We start from the raw sequence: 13,098 nt of genomic DNA on the forward strand, positions 1-13,098 counted from the left end.
TCTCTATCTTTATTCACTAAATTAGGAATGCCCCATCTTTACTATTACATCAACTCCCAAGCACTGGTATAGGCATTGAGCTTTTCGGTATAACTAATAAAATCGGCATAAAAGGGAAACTGAGCTAGTGTAACACTATCGCCTATAACAACCAATTTTTTCTTAGCCCGTGTCATAGCTACGTTCATTCGGCGGGTATCCGACAAGAATCCAATTTCGCCATCTAGGTTGCTACGAACCATACTGATATATACAATGTCACGTTCTTGTCCCTGAAAACTATCGATAGTATTGACTGATATATTCGCTAAATATTCTTTTTCTATACCTGTATTTTCTAACTGAGTTTTGAGTAATATTACTTGCTGCTTGTAAGGCGAAATAATCGCAATACTCGGAATATCGCCCGAAGGGTTTTGGCTTTGGTACTCATCCAATAATGTTTTCAAATGTTTGGCTAATAAAACTGCTTCTTCAGGATTGGTAGTACTCGTCCCATTGAGTTTTTCCTCAAATCCACAACCTGCGGTATCCACAAATACCAAAGGCGCATCATTGGGCATAAGGGTTTGGTGGGCTACTGTATCAGCAGCTTTTAGTTTGTTATGATAAAAAACAGAAGAAGAGTACCCCATAATTTGCTCGTTCATACGATATTGCTCTTGCAAAAGTATAACAGCCTCAGGATGCAATTCTACACATTTTTCCAATAAAGTCTTACTGAGTCCTTTGCGAGCTGCTTCGGTAGATTTAATCGTTGGCGATAATTGACAGTGGTCGCCTGCCAAAATAACTTTTTGTGCTTTCAGCATAGGTATCCAGCAAGCAGGTTCGAGTGCCTGCCCCGCTTCGTCGATAATTACAGTATGGTATTTAAGATTACGAACCGTAAAATGATTAGCTCCCACCAAAGTAGCTGTCACCACCTGTGTTTTCGACAAAATATCGTCAATAATATACTGTTCAGAATTATCAACCTCCTTCATGATTTTATGAGCTTCTTCAAAAAGTAACTTCCGTTGGTCTCGTTCAGATTTACCAAAGTTACGCTTGTACTTATGGGCCATACTCTTAAACTCCTGAGCCTGTTTTTTAAGTCGTTTTACCTCTTTATTAAAACTGTGTTCACTCATTTTGGCATCTAAGGTCAACGACATCAGTCGCTCCGAAACCCGTGCAGGATTTCCGACACGCAGCACATTCAGCCCTTCTTCCGATAATTTTTCACTCAACAAATCTACAGCCGTATTGCTTGGTGCTACCACCAAAATGGTTTTGTTATCTTGAGCAATCAGAGCTTTGATAGCCTGAATTAGTGTTGTTGTTTTACCTGTACCCGGAGGGCCATGCACAATAGCCAAATCATTGGCTACCAGTATTTTACCAACTGCCTCTAATTGATATTCATTGAGCTGTGGAATTGATAAATAAGGACGTTCAGGATAAAAACTTGGGCTTTTTGTGCCAGTGAGTACCCTAATAACATTTTGACTTTCATGATTTTTTTCGTCCGCAATAGCTAAAGCCCTTTTCAAAGCTGTATTCATTTCATCATAACTATTGTCGTCAAAAAGAATATCGATTCCGAGCTTGCCATCGCGTGACCAATCGGGCAGTTCATCGGTTTTAAGAGACAGCTTTAGTCTATTACCGCTTTGATGCGAAATAGTACCTTCAATTCTATCTTCCTGAGGATTATGATTACTGAAAAGCACGGCGGGCATCCCAAAACGCAATTGATGCACAATATCTTGATGGGTTGTTCTTTCTAGCTCTACTGTCAGGTAATCACCCCGACTCATTTCAGAACCACGAATGGCAATCGGATACCAAGTTAGTCCATTGGCACGACGCTCGCTTACAGAAGTAGTTTCGGTAAGTTTTAGGTATTGGTTACGGTCTTCTTCCCGTTCTATTTTGAGTAGTTCAAGTAAATCATTAAAGTAAGTCATGCTGCAAAGGTACAGAATTTTGAAAGAAAAAAATCTTGATACCTTGGTGGTTGAGAGCAGGATTTACAGGAAGTTTAGCATTTTGTAGCTAGCGAATAAATGCACCAGCTAATTAGAAAATACTAGCGGATGCTGAAAAATAATATCCACCACTAAACCTTTTCTAGACAAAATCTTCACGAAAAGGATTAAATACATCGATAAGCACACCTGCTTCTTTGGCTACTGCTCCATGAATAATATTTGGCGGAATATAATAGGTATCTCCCTGCTTGAGTAGTTGTACTTCGCCATCGATAGTTATTTCAAATTCGCCACTTTCTACATAGCTAATTTGGGTATGATAGTGCTGGTGCAATGTTCCTATTGCTCCTTTTTCAAAGGCTACTTTTACCATCATTACATGATTATCGTAGCTCATGATTTTTCGTTTGAGTCCTTCACCAACTACCTCCCATTCGAGAGATTGGTCATGAACGAAGCGTTTTCCAAATTGAGTCATATTGTTATTGGTTTAAATGGCAAAAAACTGGTATCAAAATTTTGATACCAGTTTGTAAAAACCCTATTATCCATTAATAATTTGTTCAAAAACTAAGACTTTGACAAGTGCTGATACTAAGCCATTGATTGCTTAAATATCTACTTTCTCCATTTTCGGTGCAAAGAGATGCATCATTCCCCAGGCCAATAAATAGGCAAACCCACAAATCACAAAGATGATATTATACCCAGCAGTAATATTGCCCGAAGTTTTGTAGGTATCAAGAATATACCCGACCATCCAAGGAAACAAAATACCACCAATAGAACCTGCCATACCACCAATACCCACTACTGAACTCACCGCTTTCTTAGGGAACATATCAGAGGCCGTTGTAAAGATATTGGCACTCCATGCTTGGTGAGCAGCAGCAGCCACACTAATTAGCACAACAGCTTGCCAGATATTTGAACAATACTGAGCTAGCATAATTGGCATTACGGCCAAAGCAAAGCTCAACATAGCTACTTTTCTGGCACGAAATACAGGCCAACCTTTCTTGATAAGAAAACCCGAAATATACCCTCCGCCAATACTACCGATAGTAGTAGCGGTATACACAATAATCAATTCTAGGCTTGGCTTTTTTAGGTCTAGTTGGAAGGTTGAGGCAAAATACGATGGCAACCAGTACAAGAAAAACCACCAAATAGGATCGGTAAGCATTTTACCAAATACAAAAGCCCATGTTTGACGAATGCCAAATAGTTGAAGCCATTTAACAGGTTTTTCTCCTGAATCATCTATTTCGGCATCGCTTTGGATATGAGCCAGTTCTTCGGGAGTTAACGACTTATGCTCGCTTGGTTTTTGGTAGCTAATTACCCAAAAAATAATCCAAATAAAGCCTACACCTCCCGTAATAATAAAGGCCACTTGCCAGCCATAAACGGCCAAAATCCAAGGTACCATTAAAGGTGCTACTACTGCACCGATATTGGCCCCCGAATTGAAAATACCTGTTGCCAAGGCTCTTTCTTTTTTAGGAAACCATTCGGCTACACTTTTAATTGCCGCAGGAAAATTACCTCCTTCGCCCAAGCCCAATAATGACCTGTACACCCCAAAACCAAATGTACTAGTAGCTAATGCAGTAAGTACGCCTGCGGCACTCCACCAAGCCACAGCTACTAAATAACCTAATTTTGTACCTATTTTATCAATAATCCCTCCCGACAGCACCAAACCAATCGCATACGCTGCCTGAAATGCCATAACGAGATTGCTATAGTCAGATTCGTCCCAGTTGAATTCTTTTTCTAATGTGGGCTTCAACAAAGCTATTACTTGTCTGTCTAAGTAACTAATGGTGGTAGCAAAAAACAACAAAGCCACAACAACCCAACGATAATTCCCGATTTTCTTTTCCATAGTTTTATTTAGATAAATCTCGTACGGTTTGCATCAAAGACGAAACGGTATTTTTAATACTTTCAAAATCTTTATTGGCCAAAACTGCATTGGGAAACAACTGAGACCCCATACCAACAGCGGTAACACCTGCTTTGAACCAAGTTGATAGGCTTTCTTGGGTAGGCTCAACTCCGCCAGTTACCATCACTTTTACGTGTGGCATTGGCCCTTTCATAGATTTTACAAATCCTGGCCCTACAACATTACCTGGAAAAATTTTTACTACAGTAGCCCCCAGTTCGGTAGCCTGATACACTTCGTTGAGTGTAGCAGCCCCTGGATACCAAGCTATGTTGTTGGCCTGACAAAGAACTCCCACTTCGGCTGTAATCACAGGTTGTACCACAAAATCAGCCCCTGCCTCAATAAAAATCTGGGCTTGTTCGGCCTTAAAAATTGTTCCTATACCCAAAGCCATATCAGGACAATTTTCACGAATAAATGGTACTAATGCCTTAAAAACCTCTAGGGCTTTTACACCACGATTGGTAAATTCAAAAGCACGCATTCCACCATCGTAACACGCTTTAATAATCTGTTGGCTCAATTCAATATCTTCATGATAAAATACTGGTACAACTGGATATTGCTCTAAAAGCTGGTCGAGTGATTTTGTGTCAAAAAAAGCCATGTATTATTTGTTTAAGATTTTATTCTAGGTTAAATCAATCTACTCTATTTTGAGTAATTGATACAGCATCGACCATCTGGATAAATGCTACACAAAAGGCGAACGCTGGTATAGGTTTGTTGACAAAATATCTAAGAATAAGAGGTTTACTATCAATGGCGTTGCCATCTACTTGTTTAGTAATATTCCGCCCGACCTCCCTATTTTGTCAATATTGAGTTGTCGTTTGCTGGTAATCTGACTCTTACACACATCTCAATATTGTTTTAATGACGGAGTATTTTATTTATGACATAACCTTATACTATGGTGTTTGAAGGCTATCCCTTAATTTTTACTTCGTTATTTTTGTTTTTTTTATTATTCAATAATTGTATGTGCTAAAGGGTTTTTGCTAAAATCATTTCTACATCTGCTATTTTTTGACGTGTAGCATCGCCATATTCGTTGAGCTTACCAAATGCGGCAGCGGCGGCATAATTTATAACCTCTTGAGGTGTTTTTTGATGATACAAACCATAAATCAACCCGCCCATAAAACAATCGCCGCTACCTACTTTGTCTACTACAACATCAGTAGCAAAGGTTGGTGATACAAACTGTTGTCCTTCTGTAAACAAAGTTGTGTAATACAAAATACCTGTTGGAGGGGCATCAAAGCGGAAAGTATTGGCTACAACCGAACACTGTGGGAATTTTGCCTGAATGGCCTTGGCGGTGTCAATACTATGAGCCAAATATTCTTCTTGTGACGACTCGGGGTTGATAGTATCGCTTAGCGGAATATCCAGAAGCCAATTAGCAGCCCAAATATTACCCATAATGACATCGCAATATTGGGCCAAGCGTGGCATAATTTCGGCAGGTGTTTTGCCATATTTCCAAAGTTTTGCACGGTAGTTTAGGTCTACCGAAATAGTAATACCTTTGCTTCTGGCAATTTTTAGTACCTCTTCACAAGCATCCACCACATTTTGATTTAAAGCGGGGCTAATTGCACTAAAATGAAACCACGAAACCCCGTCCAAGATACTGTCCCAATTTACTTTTTGAGGAGCAAGCTCGGCAAAAGCCGAATTAGCACGGTCATAAATCACCCCTGCATTTTTGAGGTCGGCACCTTGCGGAAGGTAATAAGTACCAATACGGTCGCCAAAAGTAGGTATACGACTGGTATCTATTCCTTTTTGCTCAACATATTGTTTGATTTCGGCAGACAATTGGTTGTCGGGCAAAATACTAGTGTATTGAACAGGAACGTTCCAATTGGCCAAAGCTGTGGCTACGTTGAGTTCGGCACCGCCAATAAAAACAGGCATCGTGGCATTTTTTATCCATTCGCCATTAAGCTGTGGCGAAAAACGTAATAGTAATTCGCCAAAACAACATACTTTTTGCATAAATTTTTTACATAAGCAATAGGCTGTAAGAAATCTGTTTTACTACCTAAAATCACTTACAGCCTAAAGACTAAAATCCGAAATATTCTTTTGCATTATTGTAACAAATATCTTGAACAACCTTGCCAACCCAAGCGATGTCGTTTGGTAGCTCTCCATTTTCAATATCGTTACCTAATATATTACACAAAATTCGGCGAAAATACTCATGACGAGGATAAGATAAAAAGCTTCTTGAGTCGGTAAGCATTCCAACAAAGCGGCTCAAAAGCCCCATATTCGATAAGGCATTGATTTGTTTTTCCATGCCATCTTTTTGGTCTAAGAACCACCAACCCGACCCAAACTGGATTTTACCAGCCACCGAGCCATCGTTGAAGTTACCTATCATAGTTGCCATCAGCTCGTTGTCACGAGGATTGAGGTTATACAAAATAGTTTTGGCTAGCTGATTATTGTTATCTAGTTTTCCCAAAAATTTTGATAAAGGTTGGGCTTGGTCAAAATCGCCGATTGAATCCCAACCTGTATCGGGGCCTAATTCACGTAAGGCTCTGATATTGTTATTGCGTAATGCTCCTAAGTGAAACTGCTGTGTCCAGCCTTTTTCCCAATCCCAGACTGCAAAATGTATCAACAAAGCCGATTTAAACTTGAGTTGTTCGCTCAAATCTAGGGCATTACCAGCCTTAATTTTTGAGAAAATACTGTCAATTTCTTCGTCGGTATAATCTTCTGCATAGATTTGCTCTAGGCCGTGGTCAGATAATTTGCCGCCCATTTCTGCAAAAAAATCATGACGCTGTTTTAATGCCCCTAAGTATTCGGCAAGTGTTTGAATGCTTGTACCTACTACCCCTTCCAACTTTTGAACATACGCCAAGAAAGTTTCTACATTTTCGACAGCCATAGCCTTATCGGGACGAAAAGTTGGTAATACCTGTATATCCAACCCATCATCTTTGATTTTTTGGTGATATTCCAATGAGTCGGTTGGGTCGTCGGTAGTACAAATTACCTTCACATTCATTTTCTTCAACAAGCCCCTTACTGTGTATTCGGGAGTTTGTAAAAGAGCCGTACATTGGGCATAAATATCTTCAGCTGTTTGTGGATTTAGGACTTCATTTATGCCAAAATAGCGTTGTAGTTCAAGGTGAGTCCAATGATACAAAGGATTGCGAAGTGTATAAGGGACAGTTTCTGCCCATTTCTGAAATTTACCATAGTCCGATTCATTTCCTGTGCAATAGCCTTCGTTAATTCCATTGGTACGCATAGCACGCCATTTGTAGTGGTCGCCATAAAGCCAAATCTGTGTTAAGTTTTCAAATGACTTATCTTCCGCAATTTGGTCGGGAGGAAGATGACAGTGGTAATCAATAATAGGCATCTGCTTGGCATATTGGTGGTACAATACACGAGCGGTTTCGGTTTGCAACAAAAAGTTTTCGTCTAAAAAATTTCTCATTTGTATATATTGTATTTCGTATGTACAAAACTTATTGAGTGAATTAGTGATTAAAAGACTACGAATCAACTAATAATCAAAAAACTTAAATACTCATTAATCATTTTTTGTCAATCATGAACTCATAATTCACTAACTCATAATTAAATCATCACTAAAGCGAAACGCCTCTTTTCCAAGGAATGAAATCGTCGTGTCCAAGACTTACGGCTTTGGGAATATACTCGCCCGAAGCTGTTGCAATACAATATTCGAGCAACTCTTCACCCATTTCTACAATCGTTTTTTCGCCTGTAATGATTGTTCCTGCGTTAATATCTATAATATCGGCCATTTTTTCCGATAAACTTGTATTAGATGATATTTTCAATACAGGACAAATAGGATTGCCCATAGGATTGCCCAAACCCGTTGTAAACATAATAACATTTGCTCCAGAACCCGCCAACCCTGTTGTACATTCAGCATCGTTGCCTGGTGTACACAATAGGCTCAGACCAGATTTTTGAGCTTGTTCGGTATAGTCCAATACATCGTTTATAGGCGAATTCCCTCCTTTTTTGGCTGCTCCAGCCGACTTCATGGCATCGGTAATCAAGCCATCTTTGATATTGCCTGGCGAAGGATTCATGTCAAAACCCGACCCTACGGCTTCGGCACGACTCGCATAGGCCGACTGAATACTCGTAAATTTATGGGCTAATTCTTCGGAAACACAACGATTAATCAATTCTTGTTCGACCCCACACAATTCTGGGAATTCGGCCAACATCACCTTTCCTCCTAATGCAGAAAGCAAATCTGCACAATATCCTACTGATGGATTAGCAGAAATTCCTGAAAAACCATCCGAACCACCACATTCTACACCCAATGTAATATGCGATAATGAAGCTGCCCGACGCTGTGCTTGATTGGCAATCGTAAGACCTATGAAAGTTTGTTTGATAGCTTGTCGAAGCATTGCCTCCTCGCTACCAATAGCCTGCTGATCAAATACATACAATGGTTTAGAAAAGTTAGCATCGATATGATTGATAGCCTCTTGCAAGATTTTTACCTGTGCATTTTGACACCCTAAACTCAAAATGGTTGCTCCTGCTACGTTGGGGTGTGTAATATAGCCTGCCAATAATTGACACAAAATTTGAGCATCTTCACGAGTACCTCCACAACCACCTGTATGGGTCAAAAACTTAATACCGTCTACTTGCGGAAACAATAGTCCTCGGCCATTGGCAGTTTGCTGGGTTTCTTGATACTCAAAACTGGTAATATCACCCCCATTTTTATATGCCTGAATCAACAATTGAGTATAGTGTTGAAATTGGGATGTTTTGCCATAACCCAATTCATCGAGTAGTACATTTTTGATAACATCAACATTCTGATTTTCGCAAAATACCATCGGTATTACTAACCAATAATTGGCCGTGCCAACACGCCCATCGGCACGATGAAAGCCTTGGAAGGTTCGATGCTCAAACTTTGAAATATCGGGTTTATGCCAAGTTAACTGAGGTTTTCTTTCGCCATACACCTCTGCCACGTGTTTTACATTGAAAGTTGTAATATGTTCGCCACGCTGAATCGGTATTGCTGCTTTGCCAATGGTAAGTCCATACATTTTTACCAGATCACCTACGGCGAGGTCATCTTCGGCCAATTTGTGCTTGACAGGCACATCGGTAATGAGGGTTATTCCTTCCAAAACCTCCCCTTTTTTGAGGTCGGTTAGTGCCACATAAACGTTGTCGGTTGGCGTTATTTTGATAATCTTTGTTTTCATAATTGTGATTGCTTTTGTACCAAATAGCGAAATATCTTACACAAAGCTAGAGATTTAGACCAGTTCGCCTTTTCTTACAAAGGCTTTTAGGGTATCTAAAACACCATTTGATAGCATATTTTGGAGATTATTTTTTACCGAATCAGCAAAACCGCTAAGAGCTGTTAGGTCGGTTCCCCATAAAAATTTATCGGCCAAAATAGCATCTACCAAAGTATCGGGACTGTTTTTTTGCCATTTTTCAAAGAAATAAGCTGCTTTTTCATCTTGAATACTATACAATTCGCCATTGAATAAACCATAATATTGTCCATTTTCAACCTTCTCGGCTTTCATAAAGAGCAAAAATGCGGCAAATCCTACTGAAAAATATTCGGGAACACAGGCAATTGTGTCATAATAATTCAGTAAAGTAGCTAGATTTCGCATCTTCATTTTTGAAGAATACTGAACAGTAATACTAATCCATTGGTGCTGAATATGGGGATTTCGGAAACGATCAAGTACCTGACGGCCAAAACGCTCGGCAACCAAGTCGGATACCTTGTAAGGAATGGCTGGAGCCAATTCGGCTAGCATCAGATTGCTAATAAAAGTAGCCATTATGTTGTCTTCCATGGCCTGACGAACCGTCTTGAAACCTGCCAAAAAGGCTAATCCACAACTCAACGTATGAGTGCCATTCAATAAACGAAGCTTTAATTCACGATATAAATCAATATTGGGTTCTATAATCACGCCTTCGTCGGCTTGACAAAACGATAGGATATCTTTTACGTGCTGATCGCCCTCGATAGCCCAAAGCCTATACACCTCTGAGCAAGTCAGAAGTTGGTCTTGATAGCCTAAGTTGGCCTGTATGGTATTTTGGGTGACAACATCGGGCTTGCCTGGCACAATCCTATCTACAAGCGAATTACAGAAAGTATTTGACGATTCGAGCCAGTCGATAAAGTCTGTTTCTAGGGCATTCAGATGAGCCAGTTCAAATACGATAGATTCTAGCTTTTTGCCGTTATCAGGAATCAATTCGGTAGGAACAATCACCATGCCGTGCTGTTTGCTTCCTGCAAAAGCCTGAAAACGTTCGTAAAGAAAAGCTAGCACTTTGCCAGGAAATGAAACAGGCGGGTGGTTGTTACGAATATCGTCTTGTACCAATTGAATGCCGATTTCGGTTGTATTGGATAGAATAATCTGTAAATCAGGATTATGGGCACAAGCCAAAATAGCCTCCCAGTGCGTATTTGCTGCCAAAACACGACTAATCGCCGAGCAAAGCGTGTTGGTTTCGATGGTTTGGCCATCTTGAATACCTCTTTCACAAATCGTATAGAGATTGTCTTGTTGTTCAAATATATTAGCATCGCCGGCACTTGTCGATTTTACCACAACAATACGCCCATTAAATATGCCTTGGCGATTGGCTTTGTCAATAAAATAATCGGGCAATCCACGCAACAAAACCCCAGTACCAAATTGTAGAACTTTTTCGGGGAGGGCAAACATACTAGCTTGCGGAACAGCCAATGATGAGCTAGGCTGGATATCGGCCACAGTTGAAAGAGCTATATACTTCATGTTATTTTCTTAATGTTGTTTTGATTTGAGTTTTCCTAGAAATGACCCCATTGCTGAATTAATTCAGAAAGGCTGTGTCGATTTATGACTTTTCCAAGATGAGGCTATTGTTGTGTTATCTTGACTGATGTAAGTTTAATGGATAATGCAAGCTCTGGCAATGGTTTTATCAATTGTTTTTATGCAATCGTTTTCGGCAACGTTCCCAATTAAACTTATTGCTAATAATATTTTGTAAAACTGGCTAATGATATACCAATAGAGTTCTTGATAAAATTTGTACAAAAAAGAGATATACCCTATTTGAATAAGGAAAGGCTGGTGTATTTCGTAGCGAAAACACCAGCCTTTTATCACTATTTTTTGATAGAAGCTACGTTTAATAACCATTCCGATAAACGTTTGGCAGCTTTGAAGTTTTCAAAGTCTACAGGTAAACGCTTGCCGTTGAGATATTCATTATAAATCCAAGGGTCGCCCAATACAAAAACAGTTCCTTTACCTACTTTGGCAGTGGCCATTATCACATCGCCCCCTTCTTCTAATACAGCTTTTGCTGGTTCTTTTACAGTAAGAGTTACCAATTCTTTAACATAGATTTTTTTGACATCTTTAAAAATCGGATGGTTGTTTAGTTCAAACTTTCCTTGTTCTAAGATATTATTTTTTACCATATTGCGGTTTTTGTCGGTAAAGCTAATACCAAACGCTTTTGCCAAGGTATTGAAGTGCTTAATTTCGGCATTGGAGGTATCGTTGGCCAAGAGAACCAACACGCCCCCTGCCTTTACCCACTCAGTAATTACTTTTACGTCTTTGCTTTGGATATAGTTAGGCGAAGCCGTTTCTTTGGGTGTGTCGGGGTCAACAATAATGTATACACTTGCATTTTTCAAATTTTGGGCCGTTGGAGCTTCTTCAATAGTAGTAGTTTTGGCACCATAATCATTAAAAATCTGTCCCCAAAGCGAGTATCCTGAATCTTTGTGGTCATTCCATGTATAATGGAAGGTTTCTTGTTGGCCAGTATAGCCCTTACGGAATTCTCGGTTGAAAAAATTATCAATAGCCACCGTTTTGCCCTTGCCAATAGCCAAGGTTGGGTAAGTTTCCATTTCGACACTTGCCATAATAAATGGCCCAACCCCCTTGAGGTCGTCTTGTCGTATTTTTTCACTTAAATAATACTCATAGCTACCATCACGGTAAGGATTACCGCCCAAGCCACTTACACTTACAGTTTTTTCGAGGTGAATCAAGCCTTGTGAATCGATCGAAATAAAGTTTTTCAAAATACCTTTATAGGCTTTTTGGGCATTTATCATAAAGCTAGGGTTTAAATAGCCTTTGCGAACTCCTTTCACAATAGCATATACAAACATACACGAGCCAGAAGCTTCCCTATAATTGCCTTTTCCTGTAATACGGTCGGTTACTTGATACCAACAGCCATCGGTAGGGTCTTGGTATTTGACTACGGCAGGAATCAACCGTTGTAAAATCGTGGTAAGTTCGCTTCGTCTTGGGTGGGTGGTAGGGATATAATCGAGTACATCGACCAAGGCCATAGCATACCAGCCCATGGCACGGCTCCAGAAATTGGGTGACTTACCCGTTTTGGGGTCTGACCATTTTTGTTGGCGACTTTCGTCCCAGCCATGATAGAGCAACCCTGTTTTTTCGTCTCTTGCATTTTTTTCCATCCAAACAAACTGATTGATAATATCATCGAAGTTTTTGGATTGGTCAAACATTACGCTGTATTCGGCATAAAATGGCTCTGCCATATACAAGCCATCGAGCCACATTTGGTTAGGATACCTTTTTTTGTGCCAAAAGCCTCCTTCATTGGTACGAGGCTGTTGGTCGAGTTGTTTTTTCAATATATCGGCGGCTAATCTGTATTTTTCTTTGCCTGTTTCATGATAAAGCGTTAGCAACAAACGCCCTGGCGTAATAAAGTCGATATTATACTCATCCATTTTGTAGGTTTGAATATCGCCATTATCTTGGATATACTGATCCATGATTTTTTGAATAAACCGAAAATATTTGGCATCGCCAGTTCTGTACCACACTTGCTCCAACGATTTCAGCATCAAGCCCGTTTCGTATTCCCAGTGGGCATCACGTTTTTCGTTGTGATAAGCCACCGAATCTTTGTGTATTACTAGCATTGTAGCCGCCATACGCTCTGACCAGGGTGTTACCTGTGCTGTTGCAGCATTGAATGCCAACAAGCAGAGTATCCATATTTTTGCCGAGAATTTTACCATTTTGAATGTGCTTAGTTAAACGATATAGTTGGTTAAATAGA

Annotated in this window: 9 protein-coding genes; all 9 read right to left on the reverse strand. The window is 39.9% G+C overall.

The features are described 5' to 3' along the window. Nucleotides 1-44 precede the first annotated feature (44 nt). A complete protein-coding gene (locus FLEMA_RS0119330; RefSeq protein ID WP_026995892.1) occupies nt 45-1,952 on the reverse strand; it encodes an AAA domain-containing protein in 1,908 nt (635 codons plus the stop codon). Nucleotides 1,953-2,115: 163 nt separating this feature from the next. Next, nucleotides 2,116-2,454 carry a cupin domain-containing protein gene (locus FLEMA_RS0119340; protein WP_026995893.1) on the reverse strand — a complete coding sequence of 113 codons (339 nt, stop codon included), beginning with the start codon at nt 2,452-2,454 and terminating at the stop codon, nt 2,116-2,118. Nucleotides 2,455-2,586: 132 nt separating this feature from the next. Then, on the reverse strand, nt 2,587-3,867 hold the full coding sequence (locus tag FLEMA_RS0119350; protein WP_026995894.1) for an MFS transporter: 1,281 nt from the start codon (nt 3,865-3,867) through the stop codon (nt 2,587-2,589). A gap of 4 nt (nt 3,868-3,871) precedes the next feature. Continuing rightward, complete coding sequence (locus tag FLEMA_RS0119355) at nt 3,872-4,540, reverse strand: bifunctional 4-hydroxy-2-oxoglutarate aldolase/2-dehydro-3-deoxy-phosphogluconate aldolase (RefSeq protein ID WP_026995895.1); 669 nt, start codon at nt 4,538-4,540, stop codon at nt 3,872-3,874. A 380-nt stretch (nt 4,541-4,920) separates the two neighbouring features. After that, the gene (locus tag FLEMA_RS0119370) at nt 4,921-5,940 is read right to left on the reverse strand and encodes a sugar kinase (RefSeq protein ID WP_026997768.1); all 1,020 of its coding nucleotides are present in this window, start codon (nt 5,938-5,940) and stop codon (nt 4,921-4,923) included. Between the two features lie 70 nt (nt 5,941-6,010). After that, nucleotides 6,011-7,411 carry a glucuronate isomerase gene (uxaC, locus tag FLEMA_RS0119380; protein ID WP_026997769.1) on the reverse strand — a complete coding sequence of 467 codons (1,401 nt, stop codon included), beginning with the start codon at nt 7,409-7,411 and terminating at the stop codon, nt 6,011-6,013. A 154-nt stretch (nt 7,412-7,565) separates the two neighbouring features. After that, on the reverse strand, nt 7,566-9,200 hold the full coding sequence (locus FLEMA_RS0119390; protein ID WP_026997770.1) for a UxaA family hydrolase: 1,635 nt from the start codon (nt 9,198-9,200) through the stop codon (nt 7,566-7,568). A 54-nt stretch (nt 9,201-9,254) separates the two neighbouring features. Further along, nucleotides 9,255-10,781, reverse strand: coding sequence for a tagaturonate reductase (locus FLEMA_RS0119400; RefSeq protein ID WP_026995896.1), 1,527 nt, complete (start codon nt 10,779-10,781; stop codon nt 9,255-9,257). A 356-nt stretch (nt 10,782-11,137) separates the two neighbouring features. Beyond that, on the reverse strand, nt 11,138-13,057 hold the full coding sequence (locus tag FLEMA_RS0119410) for a glycoside hydrolase family 88 protein (RefSeq protein WP_026997771.1): 1,920 nt from the start codon (nt 13,055-13,057) through the stop codon (nt 11,138-11,140). Nucleotides 13,058-13,098: the final 41 nt, after the last annotated feature.

Origin of the sequence: Flectobacillus major DSM 103 (genome assembly GCF_000427405.1) — a bacterium.
In the GTDB taxonomy this organism is placed as follows: Bacteria; Bacteroidota; Bacteroidia; order Cytophagales; family Spirosomataceae; genus Flectobacillus; species Flectobacillus major.

Coding starts and splice junctions, on each gene's coding strand:
- FLEMA_RS0119330 (WP_026995892.1), bottom strand. CDS start 1,952: ATGACTTACTTTAATGATTTACTTGAACTACTCAAAATAGAACGGGAA.
- FLEMA_RS0119340 (WP_026995893.1), bottom strand. CDS start 2,454: ATGACTCAATTTGGAAAACGCTTCGTTCATGACCAATCTCTCGAATGG.
- FLEMA_RS0119350 (WP_026995894.1), bottom strand. CDS start 3,867: ATGGAAAAGAAAATCGGGAATTATCGTTGGGTTGTTGTGGCTTTGTTG.
- FLEMA_RS0119355 (WP_026995895.1), bottom strand. CDS start 4,540: ATGGCTTTTTTTGACACAAAATCACTCGACCAGCTTTTAGAGCAATAT.
- FLEMA_RS0119370 (WP_026997768.1), bottom strand. CDS start 5,940: ATGCAAAAAGTATGTTGTTTTGGCGAATTACTATTACGTTTTTCGCCA.
- uxaC (WP_026997769.1), bottom strand. CDS start 7,411: ATGAGAAATTTTTTAGACGAAAACTTTTTGTTGCAAACCGAAACCGCT.
- FLEMA_RS0119390 (WP_026997770.1), bottom strand. CDS start 9,200: ATGAAAACAAAGATTATCAAAATAACGCCAACCGACAACGTTTATGTG.
- FLEMA_RS0119400 (WP_026995896.1), bottom strand. CDS start 10,781: ATGAAGTATATAGCTCTTTCAACTGTGGCCGATATCCAGCCTAGCTCA.
- FLEMA_RS0119410 (WP_026997771.1), bottom strand. CDS start 13,057: ATGGTAAAATTCTCGGCAAAAATATGGATACTCTGCTTGTTGGCATTC.